We start from the raw sequence: 15,953 nt of genomic DNA on the forward strand, positions 1-15,953 counted from the left end.
GACTCCCCGTCCGGTCTCTCCGACACCGACCCCCTCTCCCGCGAACGCTCCCATCTCGCCGCCTCCCGGGCCGCGCTGCGTGCGATGCGCGAGGACGTGGAGAACCTCGACATCAGCGATGTCACCGCGAACTGGGTCAACGCCGCGGTGCTCGCCCGCCAGATCGACGAGCGCATCAAGGCCCTCGCCGACCTCAGCCACACCCCGCTGTTCTTCGGCCGCCTCGACTATCTCCACGCTCCCTCACTCCCGGCTTCGCTCGAGCGGGGGGACCACCGTGGCGCCGATCAGGGGGAGGGGGCCGACGGCGAGCGCTTCTACATCGGGCGCCGGCATGTGCACGACGCCGACGGCGACCCGATGGTGATCGACTGGCGCGCGCCCGTCTCCCAGCCGTTCTACCGGGCCTCGAAGAAGGACCCGATGGACATCGGGCTGCGCCGCCGCTTCGGCTACACCGGCGGCGACCTCACCGCCTACGAGGACGAGCATCTGTCCGACCCCACCGAGGCCGCCTCCGCCGGCAAGCTGCTCCAGCAGGAGATCGAGCGCCCCCGGGTCGGCCCGATGCGCGACATCGTGGCCACGATCCAGCCCGAGCAGGACGAGATCGTGCGGTCCGGGCTGTCGGGCACGGTCTGTGTGCAGGGCGGCCCCGGCACCGGGAAGACGGCCGTGGGCCTGCACCGGGTCGCCTATCTTCTCTACGCGCACCGCGAGCGGCTCGCCCGCACCGGCACCCTCGTCATCGGGCCGAACGCGTCCTTCCTGCACTACATCGAGCAGGTGCTGCCCGCGCTCGGCGAACTGGAGGTCAGGCAGGCGACGGTGGACGACCTCGTCGCGCATGTCGAGGTACGCGGGACGGACACCGCGGCGGCCGCCGTCGTCAAGGGCGACGCCCGTATGGCGGAGGTGCTGCGACGGGCGGTCCGCGCGCATGTGACGCTGCCCACCGAGCCCGTCGTGGTGGTGCGCGGTTCCCGGCGCTGGCGCGTGCCCGCGTACGAACTCGAGGAGATCGTCAGGGAGTTGCTCGACCGTGACATCCGCTATGGTGCCGCCCGCGAGGCCCTGCCGCAGCGGATCGCGCACGCCGTGCTGGTCCAGATGGAGCGGGCCGGGGAGGCGCCGGACGACCGCGTGCAGGACGCCGTGGCCCGCAACGCCGCCGTGAAGGCGGCGGTCAAGGCGATCTGGCCGCCGGTCGATCCGGCCAAGCTGGTGCTGCGGCTGCTCACGGACGCCGACTTCCTCGCCGGTCACGCGGCGGGGCTGCTCGACGAGGACGAGCAGAAGGAGATCCTCTGGACGAAGCCGGTGCGCTCGGTGAAGTCCGCCCGCTGGTCACCCGCGGACGCCGTGCTGATCGACGAGGCCACCGATCTGGTCCAGCGCACGCACTCGCTCGGTCATGTCGTGCTCGACGAGGCGCAGGACCTCTCCCCGATGCAGTACCGGGCGGTCGGCCGGCGCTGCACCACCGGTTCGGCGACCGTGCTCGGTGATCTCGCCCAGGGCACCACGCCCTGGGCGACGCGCAGTTGGGAGGAGGCGCTCGCCCACCTGGGCAAGCCGGAGGCGGTGATCGAGGAGCTGACGGCCGGTTTCCGTGTGCCGACGGACGTGATCACCTACGCCTCGCGGCTGCTGCCGCACATCGCGCCGGGACTCACGCCGGTGGCGTCGGTGCGGGAGAACCCGGGGTCCTTCGAGGTACGCCCGGTGACGGACACCGCCGACGTGGTGGCCGCGTGCACGCAGTCGCTGCGCCACGAGGGCTCGATCGGCCTGATCGCGGCCGACGCCCGGATCCCCGTGCTCGCCGAGGCGCTCACCGCCGCGGGCATCGGCTACCTCGGCCCCGGCGAGGAGACGACCCAGGAGACCCGGCTGACCCTGGTCCCGGCCTCGCTCGCGAAGGGCCTGGAGTACGACTACGTGGTCCTCGACGAGCCGCAGGCGGTCGTCGACGGCGAGCCGGACGAGCGGACGGGGCTGCGCCGCCTGTATGTGGCCCTCACCCGAGCCGTCTCGGGCCTGACCGTCACCCACGCCGCCCCACTGCCACCCGAACTCGGCTGAAGTCAGCCGTCGAGGGCTGTGCGCCACTCCCGTACCGCCTGGGCGGCGACCGGTGCGGTCCAGCCGCCCGGGCGGGCGGCGCCGCCGATGTGGAAGGCGTCCACGCCGGCGGCGCGCAGCGGCGGGACATGGTCGAGGCGGAGACCGCCGCCGACCATGAGCCGCTGGCCGTAGCCGGGCTCACCGCGCCGGGCGGCCTCCGCGACGAGGGTGGGCAGCCCGTCGTCCACGCCGCCGGCCGAGCCCGCGGTGAGATAGGTGTCCAGGCCCGGCAGATCGGCGAGCTGCTTGCGCAGGGCGTCCCGGTCGGCGGCGTGGTCGATCGCGCGGTGGAAGGTCCAGCGGCAGCCGTCCAGCTCCCCGAGCAGTCGCTCCACGGTCTCCAGGTCGGGGCCGCCGTCCTCGCCGAGGAACCCGAGCACGAACTCATCGGCACCGGCCGCGCGCAGCTCGCGCGCGGCACCGACGAGCGCCCCGGCGTCACCGGCCGCGAACCCGTCCCGCTTCCGGAGCATCACGCGCAGCGGGATGTCGACGGCGGCGCGGATCCCGGCGAAGGCCGCCACCGGCGGGGTGAGCCCGTCGGCGGCCATGTCGGTGACCAGCTCGAGGCGGTCCGCACCTCCGGCCTGGGCGGCGACCGCGTCCTCGGGTCCGAGGGCGATCACCTCCAGGACTGCACGCGAGCTCATAGGACCCCTTTCGTGGTGTTCCCCTGAAGCGACTACAGGTCTAGTCCAATCCAAGCGTACGACGACGGGACACCGACGGGGAGACGGCACCGGCCGAGGCCGGCCCCTCACGTCGCGAGCCCCGTCCTCCCGCGTCGCCGTAGGATCCCCCCGTGATGACGGGCGCGCTGAAGAGCAGGGTGGACCGCGTCTGGGACGCCTTCTGGTCCGGTGGCATCTCCAACCCGCTGGAAGTGATGGAACAGATCACCTATCTGCTCTTCGTCCGCCGTCTCGACGAGCTCCAGACGGTCAGGGACCGGATGGCCCGGCGGGGCGTCCAGGACACCGCCCCCTTCTTCGGCCCTGATCAGCAGGGCCTGCGCTGGCGGAACTTCAAGGGCGACGAACCGGCGCGGATGTACCGGACGGTCGCCGAGAAGGTCTTCCCCCACCTGCGCGCCCTCGGCGGCGAGGACTCCACGTACGCGCACCACATGAGGGACGCCCGCTTCACCATCCCGACGCCCGGCCTGCTGTCCAAGGTGGTCCTCCTCCTGGAGGACATCCCGATGCAGGACAGGGACACCAACGGCGATCTGTACGAGTACATGCTCGGCAAGCTCGCCACCGCGGGTCAGAACGGGCAGTTCCGCACACCTCGGCACATCATCGATCTGATGGTCGAGATGACCGGGCCCAGCCCCCGCGACGAGATCTGCGACCCGGCCTGCGGCACGGCCGGATTCCTGGTGAGCGCCTCCGAGTATGTGCGGCGGGTGCACCGGGACGACCTCCTCGAGGCCGACCACCGGCACCACTTCCACCACGGCATGTTCCACGGGTTCGACTTCGACTCGACCATGCTGCGCATCGGCTCGATGAACATGCTGATGCACGGCATGGCGGGCCCGGACATCCGCTACCGCGACTCCCTCTCGCAGAGGGCGGGCGAGGAGAGCGACCGCTACTCCCTGATCCTGGCGAACCCGCCCTTCGCCGGCAGCCTCGACCCCGACACGACCTCCCCGGACCTGCTGAAGGCCGTCAGGACCAGGAAGACCGAACTCCTCTTCCTCGCCCTCTTCCTCACCCTGCTCAGTCCCGGCGGCCGGGCCGCGGTGATCGTCCCCGACGGTGTCCTCTTCGGCTCCACGAAGGCGCACAGGGAACTGCGCCGCACGCTGGTCGAGGAGCAGAGACTCGACGCGGTGGTCAAGCTCCCGTCCGGCGTCTTCAAGCCCTACGCCGGCGTCTCCACCGCCATCCTCTTCTTCACCAGGACCGACTCCGGCGGCACGGAAGACGTCTGGTTCTACGACGTGCGCGCGGACGGCTTCAGCCTCGACGACAAGCGCACACCGCTTCTGCCCGAGGACCGTCTCGGCGCCCGCGCCACCGGTCTCACGGCCGGGGAGCACACCAGGAACAACCTCCCGGATCTCCTGGCCCGCTGGTCGCGCCGCACCACCGACGAGCGCACCCGCGCCCGCACCGACCAGAGCTTCTGCGTCCCCAGGTCCGACATCGCCGCCGAGGGCTACGACCTCTCCCCCAACCGCTACAAGGAGATCGTGCACGAGGAGGTCGTGCCCCGGCCGCCGCCGGAGATACTCGCCGACCTGGAACGGCTGAACAAGGAGATCGACGCGGGCACGGCCAGGCTGAAGGAGCTGCTGGCATGAGCGGCCCGCGGACCGTCCGGCTCGGCGACTGCGTGGACTTCCTGTCCGGATTCGCCTTCGGATCCCGCCGGTTCAACACGGACGGGGACGGCATCCCGGTGATCCGGGTCCGTGATGTGAAGCCCGGGCGCTCACGGACGTACTACAGCGGGCCTTACGATCCGAAGTACCTGATCTCCGACGGAGACTACGTCATCGGGATGGACGGCGAGTTCGCCCTCTCCCGATGGCGCGGCGGCCGGGCCGTCCTCAATCAGCGGGTGTGCAGTCCACGCCCGCTGTCCCCTGGGATCGACCTCGCCTATGTGGCCCACTTCCTGCCCCCGGTGCTCAAACGCATCGAGGACGCCACCCCCTTCGCGACGGTCAGGCATCTCTCCGTCAAGACGCTCCGGGACATCGAGCTGACGGTCCCGTCGCTGCCCGAACAGCGCCGCGTCGTCACCGTTCTGGAGCAGGTGGAGGAACTGCGCGAGAAGCGCCGCCGGACGATGGCGCTCCTCGACGACCTCGCGGAGTCCGTCTTTCTCGACATGTTCGGGGACCCGGCCTCCCCCGCCCCGCGTTACCCGAGGGTTCCCCTGAAGGACGCCGTGTCCCGGCGCCTTCAGAACGGCGCCCACTTCCCGGGCGAGGCGTACGGCGAGGACGGCGTGGCCATGGTGCACATGGCCGACGCCTTCCACGGCACCGTCGGCGGCCAGGGGCTGAGGCGGGTGGCCTGCCAGGAGAAGGACATCGCCACCTACGGGCTGACCGGGCACGACCTTCTGGTGGCCCGTCGCTCGTTCACCTACGAAGGGTCCGCCAAGCCCTGCCGGGTCATCGCCCCGGGCGAGCCGCTCATCTTCGAGTCGTCGCTCATCCGCGTCACACCCGCTCCCGCCCTGCTCACCACGCGGTATCTCCACGCCTATCTGTCCCATCAACGGGTGCGCGCCGCCTACGTCCTCCCGCGGGTCACCGGGGCGACCATCACCGGCATCAGCCAGGAGAATCTGGCCAGGATCCCCGTGCTCCTGCCGCCGCTGGCACAACAGCGGGCCTTCGAGCGGCGCCTCGAGCAGACCGACCGGGTGAGGGCCACCTACCAGGCCCAGCTCGACTCCCTCGGCGAGCTCTTCGCCTCCATCCGGCCGCGCGCCTTCGCCGGCACCCTCTGGAAGCCGGAGGCCCCCGCATAGCCTGGGTCGGCTCGCCGCCCGAGTCCCCGGTCGAACGACCGGGCGACGACGGGGACAATGGCGGCATGGCCGATCTCGAAGCCCTGCGCGACCGCTGGACCCGGGCCCTGGAAGGAGCCCGCGGACCGGCCGGCGGCCCCGATCCCGCGCCATACGCCGAGAACCTCCTCGCCCGCTGGCAGGAACCGCAGCGCCGGTATCACACGCTCGCGCATCTCGCCGCGGTCCTCGACCACATCGACGTACTGACGGAGTACGCGGACGATCCCGACCTGGTGCGGCTGGCCGCCTGGTTCCACGACGCCGTCTATCTGCCCGACCGCTCGGAGAACGAGGAGCGCTCCGCCCGGCTCGCCGAACGCGCCCTGGCCGAGGCGGGGGTGGACCCGGACCGGACGGCCGAGGTCGCCCGGCTCGTCCGGCTCACCGTCACACACGACCCGGCGGACGACGACCGCGACGGCCAGGTTCTGTGCGACGCCGATCTCGCGATCCTCGCCGCGCCCCCGTCCGCGTACGCCACCTACACCGCCGCCGTCCGCGAGGAGTACGGCTTTGTCCCGGGCGACGCCTTCCGTGCGGGCCGCTCCGCGATCCTGCGTGAACTCCTCGCCCTGCCGAGGCTGTTCCGCACCCCGTACGGTCAGGCCAGGTGGGAGGCCACGGCCCGCTACAACATCGCCTCGGAGCTGGAAATGCTGTCGACCCCCGGACCGGCCGTCTCCTAGCCTGCCCGCATGCGGAACATGGGCGGGGAACAGGTGGCAGAGGCCCTGGCGAGCGGCGCGGAACTGCTGCGAAGGGCGACGGACCGGGACTGGGAAGGGGTGAAGGCCGGGCGGCTGGAGTGGAGCTGCCGCCGGACCGCGGAGCACCTCGCGGGCGCTCTCCTCGCCTACGCCGGGCAGTTGGCGGGCCGGCCACAGGACGCGTACGTGCCCTTCGGCCTCACCCTCGACGAGGGCACGGACGAGACGGGCGTGCTGGAGGTGATCGAGACGACCGGCGCCCTGCTCTCGGCGGCCGTCCGCACCACCCCACGCCAGGTACGCGCCTTCCACCCGTACCCCTTCCACAGCGCGAACCGCGGGGGCTTCGCCGCGATGGGCGTCGCCGAGGTCCTGCTGCACACCCACGACATCGCCGAGGGCCTGGGACTCGCGTACGAGCCGCCCGCCGAGCTGTGCGAGGACGTCCTGAGCCGGATCTTCCCGCAGGTCCCGCCCGGACCGGCGCCCTGGCCCACCCTGTTGTGGGCCACCGGGCGCGGTGATCTGCCCGGCCGCGCCCCGGTCACGGAGTGGCGCTGGCACAACACCCCGGTGGTCCCGGCGGAACGCCTGACCCTGGAGGGCGTCACACCCGCGGCGGCCCGCGATCTGTTCCTGGGCGGCGACGGGGGGTTCGAGTGGATCGAGGGCGGCCCCTTCCAGGGCACGCGGGAGGCCGCCGGGATGGTGGTGGCCGCGTATGAGGACGGGCTGTACCGGCCGGAGTGGGGGCTGTACGTCCTCATCCGGAAGGAGGACGGCCGCGCGGTCGGCGGCATGGGCTTCCACGGCGCCCCCGACGAGAAGGGACGCGCGGAGGTCGGCTACGACCTGGCGGAGGCGGCCCGCGGTCACGGCTACGCCACCGAGGCCCTGCGGGCCCTGGCGGCGCGGACGCTGGAGCGGGAGGACGTCCGCGCCCTGTGCGCGGTCGTGGACGGGGACAACCTCCCCTCGCAGGCGGTGGTCTCACGCGCCGGGTTCCGGCGGATGGGCGCGGCCGACGGGAACGACGCACAGGTGGCGTACGAGCTACGGCGCTGACCGGCGCGCCGCGGTGGCCGGCCGGCCCTTGCGCCGCCGCACACCGGAGGCGAGCAGCAGACGCACCACCTCGCGGACATGGACCGTCACGAGGACGACATCCCGCCCGTCGCCCTGCCCAGGAATCCCACCGCCGCGACCTTCACGCCCGCCTTCGGGCACACCCAGTGCGGATCGGCGCCGAGTTCGGGCTCGACGTCGAGGGCGTGCGGATCGCCGGAGCCGCAGACGGGGCACAGCGGCCAGCGTCCGTACCGCTCCAGCAGCGCGTCCTGGACGTCCTGGGCGATGAGCCCGGCCACATAGTCCACGCCGTCCGGCCACTGTTCGACCCACCATCGCCGCTGGGCGACGGAGTCCTCGACGAGCGAGACGACATCCGCCTCGGCGACCTCGCCCGCGACCAGGTCGGCGAGCACCAGGGCCCGGGCCGCGTGCAGGGCCTGCTCCAGGGGACTGATGGGATCCATGCCCCTATTGTGCGCACCTCTTGACCGGACCTCCGAACGGAAAATATCTTTCACATCGTGACCCAGCGTGTGAAGGAAACTTTCCCCGGCTCGCCGGGCCCCGGGCCGGCGGGCCGCGACGCGCCTCCCGCCCCGGCCGCACTCGCCGCGAAGGTGCGCACCCTCGCCCCGTCCATGACCCGGTCCATGCAGCGTGTCGCCGAGGCCGTCGCCGGTGACCCGGCCGGGTGCGCGGCACTCACGGTCACCGGGCTCGCCGAGCTGACCGGCACCAGCGAGGCCACCGTCGTGCGCACGGCCCGCATCCTCGGCTATCCCGGCTACCGCGATCTGCGACTGGCCCTCGCGGGCCTCGCCGCCCAGCAGCAGTCGGGCCGTGCCCCGTCCGTCACCGCCGACATCGCGGTCGACGACCCGATCGCGGACGTCGTCGCGAAGCTCGCCTACGACGAGCAGCAGACCCTCGCCGACACTGCGGCCGGTATCGACACCGTGCAGCTCGGCGCCGCCGTCGCCGCGCTCGCCGCCGCCCGCCGTATCGATGTGTACGGCATAGGGGCGTCCGGGCTCGTCGCTCAGGACCTCGTCCAGAAGCTGCTGCGGATAGGGCTCATAGCCCATGCGCACAGCGACCCGCATCTCGCGGTCACCAACGCCGTGCAGTTGCGCGCCAAGGACGTGGCGATCGCGATCACGCACTCCGGCTCCACCGGCGACGTCATCGAACCGCTGCGGGTGGCCTTCGAGCACGGGGCGACCACCATCGCCGTCACCGGCCGTCCGGACAGCCCCGTCACGCAGTACGCGGACCATGTCCTGACCACCTCCACGGCGCGCGAGAGCGAGCTGCGGCCGGCCGCGATGTCGTCCCGCACAAGCCAGCTCCTCGTCGTGGACTGCCTGTTCGTCGGCGTGGCCCAGCGGACGTACGAGACCGCCGCACCGGCGCTGTCCGCGTCGTACGAGGCGCTGGCGCACCGTCACCACCCGCGCGGCGGAACGAAGCGCTAGCCCTGCCCGTCCTCCCTCCCGAGCAGTGCCGCACCGGAAAGAGCCGCGCCCGATGACCTTCTCGTCCCACCCGCGTGATCTGCGAGCAGAGCTGGAGACCCTGACCACCGAGGCGTTCCGCCCCGAACTGGCCGAGATCGACCGGCTCCCCACCCTCGAGATCGCGAAGCTCATGAACGGCGAGGACGCGACCGTGCCGGCCGCGGTCGCCGCGCGGCTCCCTGAGATCGCCGCCGCCATCGACGCCATCGCCGAGCGGATGGCCCGGGGCGGCCGGTTGGTGTACGCGGGCGCGGGCACGGCCGGGCGGCTCGGCGTCCTCGACGCCTCGGAGTGCCCGCCCACCTTCAACACGGACCCCTCGCGGGTCGTGGGCCTGATCGCGGGCGGACCCGGGGCGATGGTGACATCGGTGGAGGGTGCGGAGGACTCCCGCGAGCTGGCAGCGGGGGACCTCGACGCACTGGGGCTGACGGACCGTGACACGGTGGTCGGCGTCTCCGCCTCGGGCCGCACGCCGTACGCGGTCGGCGCGGTGGAGCACGCCCGGGGGGCCGGGGCGCTCACGGTCGCCCTGTCCTGCAACGCGGACAGTCCGCTCGCGGCGGCCGCCGACCACGGCATCGAGATCGTGGTCGGCCCCGAACTGCTGACCGGCTCGACCCGGCTGAAGGCGGGCACGGCGCAGAAGCTGGTCCTCAACATGCTCTCGACGATCACGATGATCCGGCTGGGCAAGACGTTCGGGAACCTGATGGTCGATGTGCGGGCCTCCAACGACAAGCTGCGCGCCCGCTCCCACCGCATCGTGGCGCTGGCGACGGGGGCGGGCGACGAGGAGATCGAACGCGCCCTCGCGGCCGCGGACGGCGAGGTCAAGAACGCGATCCTGACCGTCCTCGGGGGCGTGGACGGTCCTGCGGCGGCCCGGCTCCTCGCCGAGAGCGACGGCCGTCTGCGCACGGCGCTGGAGAAGGCGGCGGGCCACCGACCCGGGCGTGGCCGAGCCCGCTCGTGATCCCCGGTCCGCCCCTGTCGGTGACTCCGCGTCACCCGTCTCCCCCGCGCCGCCGCTCGGCCGTGTCCCTGCGGCGGCGGTACAGATGGCGGGCGACGAGCAGTACGGCGAGGACGGCCAGGGCCATGAGCACATACAGCTCGTAGCGGCGGATCTCCGGGTACAGCGTGTTCAGGTGGGCTCCGGCGAGGGCGCCGAACGTCACCCAGACACCGACCCACAGAGCGGCACCGAGGGCGTTGAAGAACAGAAAACGCCGCCAGGGCATCTCGGCCAGCCCGGCGATGATGCCGTTCGCCTGGCGCAGCCCCTCGATGAACCGCGCCACGGTGACGATCTTGCCGCCGTGCCGGGTGAAGAAGGCCTCCGCCTTGGCGACCCGGGCCGGGGTCAGCAGCACATAGCGGCCGTAACGCTCCACCACCCGGTGGCCGCCGAAGCGGCCGATCGCATAGCCGACGTTGTCGCCGACGACCGCGGCGAGAAAGGCGACGACGGCCACCAGGACCAGGTTCAGCCGCCCCGCGCCCCCGTACACGGCGGCGACGATCAGGACCGTCTCACCGGGGACGGGCACGCCGAAGTCCTCGAGAAACACCAGGCCGGCGACGGCCGGATAACCCCAGTGGTCGAGGATCGGCGCGACATCGGCGAGAACTCCGGGGAGCGGGGGCTGGGTCATCGGCGGTCTCCCGGGAGGCTGGGCTTCTGCGGCGGCACCGCCTTCCATGGTCCGGCACGCGCCACCCCACCGGCACGCTGCCTCGCCCCGGCCGCCGCACCGGCTTCATTCCGGTACGACGTCACCGGCCCCGGCGAAGGCCCCTCGTCTCACCCGAGCAGCGGCAGCTCGCGGAACTCGTATCCCTGCCAGATGCGCCGCGACCGCTCCTCCGGATACGCCGTGACCACCGGCTGTGCGTCGAGGACCTGCACCTGCCGTCGCTCGGTGTCGTAGGCCGGCCAGCCCGGGTCGCCCGTCCGTGCGAACGCCGTCCAGGACGCGCGGAAACGGGACGAGAGCGCCTCGGCCTCCGGTGCGGGGTCCGCGCCCGCGAACAGCAGGGTGCCGAGGTCGGCGGTGAACGTGCCGAACACCAGCGGGATGTCGAGGCCGTGGCAGGCGCGCAGCACTCCCCCACTGCCCGGTGCCGGCCAGGTCAGCTCATACGCGTACGCCCGCCCACCGCCCGCTGTCTGCGCCTCGGCCAGATGCAGCGACGGCATGCGGAAGAGCCAGTCGGACTGGATCCGCTCGTACATCTCGTCGGCCGTGGCGTCCGGGAACGCCTCCCGGTAGGCGCGCTCGCCGTCCGGCCCCGGTGCGAGCAGCCGCAGGGCCGCCGTCACCTGTGCGTCAGTGATCCTCCCGAGCATTCCGCCGAGGACCAGGAACAGTTGGAACTCCTCCCGGTTGTGCCCGGTGACCAGATCGATGTCCCGGCCCGCGCCGGACGCCAGGGCCCGCCAGGGCGTGGTGGGCAGCACCTCGCCGTCGACGACCGGGGAGAAGGGGGACGCTGTGGGGGCGGCCTGTCCCCAACGGTCCTGGTGCTGGGCCATCTTGGCGCCCAGCGCCTCTCCCGCGCCCGTCAGTCGGCGGGGGTCCACGGCCGCCAGGTCGGCGGCCGTCGGGCGCAGCCCCGCCTCCGCGGCGAGGGCGGTCGCGATGTCCCGCGCCAGCTCGTCCGAGAAGTAGGTGCCCGGCACGCTCTGGGCGATCGCCCGCCGGAACAGGCCGGCCGCGCGGGGCATGGCCATCAGGGCGGCGACCGAGCCGGCGCCCGCTGACTCGCCGAAGACGGTGACCCGGCCGGGGTCGCCGCCGAACGCCACGATGTTGTCCCGCACCCATTCCAGGGCCGCGACCTGGTCCAGCAGGCCGCGGTTGGCGGGAGCCCCGTCGATGCGGGCGAATCCCTCCATGCCGACGCGGTAGTTGAAGGTGACGACGACGAGGTCGCCGTCCCGGGCGAGGTGCCGGGCGTCGTAGCCGGGGCTGCCCGCGTGGCCGACCTTGTAGGCGCCGCCGTAGATCCACACCATGACAGGCCGGTGGGCGGCCGGATCGGGGTCCGGGGTCCAGACGTTGACGGTCAGCCAGTCGTCGCCCGGTGTGGCGTCCACCGGGCGGGCACGGCCCTGGATCCCGGCCTCCTGCGGGGGCGGCGGGCCGAACGCATACGCCTCACGGGTGCCGTCCCAGGCGCGCACCGGTCGCGGCGCCGCGAAGCGTCCCTCGCCCACCGGCGGCTCGGCGAACGGAATGCCGCGGAAGACCGCCAGTCCGTCCTCCCGGCGCCCGCGCACCGCACCGGCGGCGGTGCGCACCACGGGATGGGACGTATCGGCGCCCGCGGGGGACCCGGGTGACGTCATCGATGACCTCCACGGCTCGATCGGGTGAAGCGGCGCGCGGTGTGCCCGCTGTCCTCCCAACGAACGGCGTGCGGCGGACGATCCCACCGGAACGGAACCGCCCGCCGGGCACTGGATGAGCGCCGGAGCCTTACACCGTGGTTCCCGGGCACCTGCCCCGTCGGCTCCTGTTCGCCCGCTGCCGAGGCGGCCATGCCCTGCTCGTCGGCCGCGCCCCGGCAGGGGATGAAGGACACCACGGCGAAGGCGAGCGGAGCGGCCCCCGCGCCCGTTCGGGGCGCGGGGACCGAACGGGCGCGGATCAGTGCAGGGTCTTCAGCGCCGCCGCGTCGTACGACTTCAGCTCGTCGAAGCGGCCCGCCAGGACCTTCGCCGCCCACTCGGGGTCCTGGAGCAGGGCGCGGCCCACCGCGACCATGTCGAACTCGTCCGCCTCCAGGCGGTCCAGGAGGGTGTCGATGCCCTTGACCGGGGCGCCCTCGCCCTGGAAGCCCTTGATGAAGTCGCCGTCCAGGCCCACCGAGCCGACGGTGATGACCGGCTTGCCCGTGAGCTTCTTGGTCCAGCCCGCCAGGTTGAGGTCCGAGCCGTCGAACTCCGGCAGCCAGTAGCGGCGGGTGGAGGCGTGGAAGGCGTCGACGCCGGCTGTGGCCAGCGGGCTGAGGATCGCCTCCAGCTCCTCGGGCGTCTCGGCGAGACGGGCGTCGTAGGCCTCCTGCTTCCACTGCGAGTACCGGAACAGGATCGGGAACTCCGGCGAGACCGCCTCCCGTACGGCGGCCACGATCTCCGCCGCGAACTGCGTCCGGGCCACCGGGTCGCCGCCGTAGGCGTCGGCGCGGCGGTTGGTGCCCTCCCACAGGAACTGGTCGACGAGGTAGCCATGGGCGCCGTGGATCTCCACACCGTCGAAGCCGATGCGCTCGGCGTCGGCCGCGGCCTGGGCGAACGCACCGATCACGGCGTCCAGGTCGGCCCGGTCCATGGCCTTGCCGGTGGCCTCGGTGGCGCCGATGCGCAGACCCGAGGGACCGATGGCGGGGGCGTCGGCGACCGGGGGCTGGCCCTGCTCACGGACCATGCCGATGTGCCACAGCTGCGGGACGATCGTGCCGCCCGCCGCGTGCACCCCCTCGGCGACCCTCGCCCAGCCCGCCAGCTGCTCCTCGCCGTGGAAGCGGGGCACACGGTCGCTCTGACCCGCCGACTCGTGGCCCACATAGGTGCCCTCGGTGACGATCAGACCGACACCGGCGGCCGCCCGGCGGGAGTAGTACGCCACCACGTCCTCACCGGGGATGCCGCCCGGGGAGAACATGCGGGTCATCGGGGCCATCGCGATCCGGTTCGGAACCGTGAGGCCGTTGAGGTCGATCGGCCGGGACAGAAGCCGGGCCGCGCGGGAGGCGGGGGGCGGGGTGACGGTCACGTGGGGACTCCTCGTGGGTGGACTCTGCTGACCGGATGGTATGTGCATGCGCATTGTTGCAGCCCATAAAACAACCACCCATGCCCACCCCGTATTCCGCACCCCGGGCGCAACACCACGTGACCCCGGGCACGCCCGAGGGCGGCACCCCCTGGGGAACAGGGGGTGCCGCCCTCGGTCAGGACGGTGATCGACCGGGGCCGATCAGAAGTCCATGTCACCGCCCGGCATGCCGCCGCCGGCGGGCGCGGCGGCCTTCTCCGGCTTGTCGGCGATGACGGCCTCGGTGGTGAGGAACAGCGCGGCGATGGAGGCGGCGTTCTGCAGGGCGGAACGGGTCACCTTCGCCGGGTCGATGATGCCTTCCTTGACCAGGTCGACGTACTCGCCGGTCGCGGCGTTCAGGCCGTGACCCGGGGTCAGGTTGCGCACCTTCTCCACCACGACGCCGCCCTCGAGGCCGGCGTTGACGGCGATCTGCTTCAGCGGGGCCTCGAGCGCCAGCTTGACGGCGGCGGCACCGGTGGCCTCGTCACCGTCCAGCTCCAGCTTCTCGAAGACCTGGGAGGCCTGGAGCAGGGCCACGCCACCACCGGCGACGATGCCCTCCTCGACGGCCGCCTTCGCGTTGCGGACGGCGTCCTCGATGCGGTGCTTGCGCTCCTTGAGCTCGACCTCGGTGGCGGCACCGGCCTTGATGACGGCCACGCCGCCGGCCAGCTTCGCCAGACGCTCCTGGAGCTTCTCGCGGTCGTAGTCGGAGTCGCTGTTCTCGATCTCCGCGCGGATCTGGTTCACGCGGCCCTGCACCTGCTCCGGGGAGCCGGCGCCGTCGACGATCGTGGTCTCGTCCTTGGTGATGACGACCTTGCGGGCGCGGCCCAGGAGGTCCAGGGTCGCGTTCTCCAGCTTGAGGCCGACCTCCTCGGAGATGACCTCGCCGCCCGTGAGGATGGCGATGTCGCCGAGCATGGCCTTGCGGCGGTCGCCGAAGCCCGGGGCCTTGACGGCGACGGACTTGAAGGTGCCGCGGATCTTGTTGACGACCAGGGTCGAGAGCGCTTCGCCCTCGACGTCCTCGGCGATGATCAGCAGCGGCTTGCCCGACTGCATGACCTTCTCCAGCAGCGGGAGCAGGTCCTTGACCGAGGAGATCTTGGAGTTGGCGATCAGGATGTACGGGTCGTCGAGGACGGCCTCCATACGCTCCATGTCGGTGGCGAAGTACGCCGAGATGTAGCCCTTGTCGAAGCGCATGCCCTCGGTGAGCTCGAGCTCCAGACCGAAGGTCTGCGACTCCTCGACGGTGATGACGCCTTCCTTGCCGACCTTGTCCATGGCCTCGGCGATCAGCTCGCCGATCTGGGTGTCGGCGGCGGAGATGGAGGCCGTGGAGGCGATCTGCTCCTTGGTCTCGACGTCCTTCGCCTGCTCCAGCAGGGCGGCGGAGACGGCCTCGACGGCCTTCTCGATACCGCGCTTCAGAGCCATGGGGTTGGCACCCGCGGCCACGTTGCGCAGGCCCTCGCGGACCAGCGCCTGGGCGAGCACGGTCGCCGTGGTCGTACCGTCACCGGCGACGTCGTCCGTCTTCTTGGCGACTTCCTTGACCAGCTCGGCGCCGATCTTCTCGTACGGGTCCTCGAGCTCGATCTCCTTGGCGATGGAGACGCCGTCGTTGGTGATCGTGGGGGCGCCCCACTTCTTCTCGAGGACGACGTTGCGGCCCTTGGGGCCGAGGGTCACCTTGACGGCGTCCGCGAGCTGGTTCATGCCGCGCTCGAGGCCGCGCCGTGCCTCCTCGTCGAACGCGATGATCTTGGCCATGTGAAGTGGTCCTCCCAGGACTGGGGGTGATTACTTCGGACCGCGCCCGCGCCCGCGACGGACGGCCCCGGCCGGAGGTTCCTTGCCCCACCCGGCCCGCGGCCTCACCGACCCGGTCCTTCTTTGTCACTCTCACCTTCAGAGTGCTAACGCCAATGATTAGCACTCGCCCCGGTCGAGTGCAAGGCGCTGCCCGCAAAGCGGGCCCGTCGGGGGTGGCGGCGGGTGGGGGATGGACACCGGGCGCACCCCCGAAGCGCGCCCGTCGGGGGTGGCGCCGGGTGACGGATGGACACGGCGCGCACCCCCGAAGCGAGCCCGCCGGGCGGCGCACACACACCCTCGCCCGCGCGCCCCCAGCGCCCCGCGCACCCCCAGCG

Annotated in this window: 13 protein-coding genes; 7 read left to right on the forward strand and 6 right to left on the reverse strand. The window is 72.3% G+C overall.

Translation table 11 applies throughout. The features are described 5' to 3' along the window. The first annotated feature begins 84 nt into the window (after positions 1-84). Positions 85-2,085, forward strand: a complete 2,001-nt coding sequence (locus tag ACIP94_RS32015) for a HelD family protein (protein ID WP_402433570.1) — start codon at positions 85-87, stop codon at positions 2,083-2,085. A 2-nt stretch (positions 2,086-2,087) separates the two neighbouring features. Here the strand turns inward: ACIP94_RS32015 and ACIP94_RS32020 are convergent, their stop codons facing one another. Continuing rightward, positions 2,088-2,777 (reverse strand): copper homeostasis protein CutC, encoded by a 690-nt coding sequence (locus ACIP94_RS32020; protein WP_402433457.1) that lies wholly within the window; start codon positions 2,775-2,777, stop codon positions 2,088-2,090. Between the two features lie 155 nt (positions 2,778-2,932). Here ACIP94_RS32020 and ACIP94_RS32025 point away from each other — a divergent pair, with 155 nt between their 5' ends. The 4 genes from ACIP94_RS32025 (at position 2,933) to ACIP94_RS32040 (ending at position 7,439) form a co-directional block, all read left to right on the forward strand. Further along, positions 2,933-4,441: an N-6 DNA methylase gene (locus tag ACIP94_RS32025; protein ID WP_402433573.1), complete on the forward strand. Its 1,509-nt coding sequence runs from the start codon at positions 2,933-2,935 to the stop codon at positions 4,439-4,441. Continuing rightward, positions 4,438-5,625, forward strand: coding sequence for a restriction endonuclease subunit S (locus ACIP94_RS32030; protein ID WP_402433459.1), 1,188 nt, complete (start codon positions 4,438-4,440; stop codon positions 5,623-5,625). Before ACIP94_RS32025 ends, ACIP94_RS32030 begins: the two co-directional genes overlap by 4 nt. Before the next feature lie 65 nt (positions 5,626-5,690). After that, positions 5,691-6,353 (forward strand): hypothetical protein, encoded by a 663-nt coding sequence (locus ACIP94_RS32035; protein WP_402433461.1) that lies wholly within the window; start codon positions 5,691-5,693, stop codon positions 6,351-6,353. Positions 6,354-6,362: 9 nt separating this feature from the next. Continuing rightward, entirely contained in the window at positions 6,363-7,439 is a 1,077-nt protein-coding gene (locus ACIP94_RS32040; RefSeq protein WP_402433464.1) for a GNAT family N-acetyltransferase, read from the forward strand. An 86-nt stretch (positions 7,440-7,525) separates the two neighbouring features. On the opposite strand, the gene ACIP94_RS32045 is transcribed toward ACIP94_RS32040, so the two are convergent. Next, positions 7,526-7,909 (reverse strand): hypothetical protein, encoded by a 384-nt coding sequence (locus tag ACIP94_RS32045; protein WP_402433467.1) that lies wholly within the window; start codon positions 7,907-7,909, stop codon positions 7,526-7,528. Between the two features lie 57 nt (positions 7,910-7,966). On the opposite strand from ACIP94_RS32045, the gene ACIP94_RS32050 reads away from it, so the two are divergent. Together ACIP94_RS32050 and murQ are read left to right on the forward strand one after the other, a co-directional pair. After that, positions 7,967-8,920: a MurR/RpiR family transcriptional regulator gene (locus tag ACIP94_RS32050; protein WP_402433470.1), complete on the forward strand. Its 954-nt coding sequence runs from the start codon at positions 7,967-7,969 to the stop codon at positions 8,918-8,920. 52 nt (positions 8,921-8,972) lie between these two features. After that, positions 8,973-9,938: an N-acetylmuramic acid 6-phosphate etherase gene (gene murQ, locus ACIP94_RS32055; protein WP_402433473.1), complete on the forward strand. Its 966-nt coding sequence runs from the start codon at positions 8,973-8,975 to the stop codon at positions 9,936-9,938. A 31-nt stretch (positions 9,939-9,969) separates the two neighbouring features. Here murQ and ACIP94_RS32060 read toward each other — a convergent pair whose 3' ends face one another. The 4 genes from ACIP94_RS32060 to groL all read right to left on the reverse strand — a co-directional run bounded on the left by ACIP94_RS32060 (position 9,970) and on the right by groL (position 15,573). Next, the gene (locus tag ACIP94_RS32060; RefSeq protein WP_402433476.1) at positions 9,970-10,620 is read right to left on the reverse strand and encodes a DedA family protein; all 651 of its coding nucleotides are present in this window, start codon (positions 10,618-10,620) and stop codon (positions 9,970-9,972) included. 149 nt (positions 10,621-10,769) lie between these two features. Then, positions 10,770-12,317, reverse strand: a complete 1,548-nt coding sequence (locus ACIP94_RS32065; protein WP_402433479.1) for a carboxylesterase/lipase family protein — start codon at positions 12,315-12,317, stop codon at positions 10,770-10,772. Between the two features lie 301 nt (positions 12,318-12,618). Next, positions 12,619-13,746: an NADH:flavin oxidoreductase gene (locus ACIP94_RS32070; RefSeq protein WP_402433482.1), complete on the reverse strand. Its 1,128-nt coding sequence runs from the start codon at positions 13,744-13,746 to the stop codon at positions 12,619-12,621. Positions 13,747-13,950: 204 nt separating this feature from the next. Beyond that, positions 13,951-15,573, reverse strand: a complete 1,623-nt coding sequence (groL, locus tag ACIP94_RS32075) for a chaperonin GroEL (RefSeq protein ID WP_402433485.1) — start codon at positions 15,571-15,573, stop codon at positions 13,951-13,953. Between the last annotated feature and the right edge of the window lie 380 nt (positions 15,574-15,953).

This window comes from Streptomyces sp. NPDC093261, assembly GCF_044753645.1.
Taxonomy (GTDB): Bacteria; Actinomycetota; Actinomycetes; order Streptomycetales; family Streptomycetaceae; genus Streptomyces.

Bases quoted from the DNA above. Each gene is read 5' to 3' on its own strand.
- ACIP94_RS32015 (WP_402433570.1), top strand. From the start codon at position 85: ATGCGCGAGGACGTGGAGAACCTCGACATCAGCGATGTCACCGCGAAC.
- ACIP94_RS32020 (WP_402433457.1), bottom strand. From the start codon at position 2,777: ATGAGCTCGCGTGCAGTCCTGGAGGTGATCGCCCTCGGACCCGAGGAC.
- ACIP94_RS32025 (WP_402433573.1), top strand. From the start codon at position 2,933: ATGACGGGCGCGCTGAAGAGCAGGGTGGACCGCGTCTGGGACGCCTTC.
- ACIP94_RS32030 (WP_402433459.1), top strand. From the start codon at position 4,438: ATGAGCGGCCCGCGGACCGTCCGGCTCGGCGACTGCGTGGACTTCCTG.
- ACIP94_RS32035 (WP_402433461.1), top strand. From the start codon at position 5,691: ATGGCCGATCTCGAAGCCCTGCGCGACCGCTGGACCCGGGCCCTGGAA.
- ACIP94_RS32040 (WP_402433464.1), top strand. From the start codon at position 6,363: ATGCGGAACATGGGCGGGGAACAGGTGGCAGAGGCCCTGGCGAGCGGC.
- ACIP94_RS32045 (WP_402433467.1), bottom strand. From the start codon at position 7,909: ATGGATCCCATCAGTCCCCTGGAGCAGGCCCTGCACGCGGCCCGGGCC.
- murQ (WP_402433473.1), top strand. From the start codon at position 8,973: ATGACCTTCTCGTCCCACCCGCGTGATCTGCGAGCAGAGCTGGAGACC.
- ACIP94_RS32060 (WP_402433476.1), bottom strand. From the start codon at position 10,620: ATGACCCAGCCCCCGCTCCCCGGAGTTCTCGCCGATGTCGCGCCGATC.
- ACIP94_RS32065 (WP_402433479.1), bottom strand. From the start codon at position 12,317: ATGACGTCACCCGGGTCCCCCGCGGGCGCCGATACGTCCCATCCCGTG.
- groL (WP_402433485.1), bottom strand. From the start codon at position 15,573: ATGGCCAAGATCATCGCGTTCGACGAGGAGGCACGGCGCGGCCTCGAG.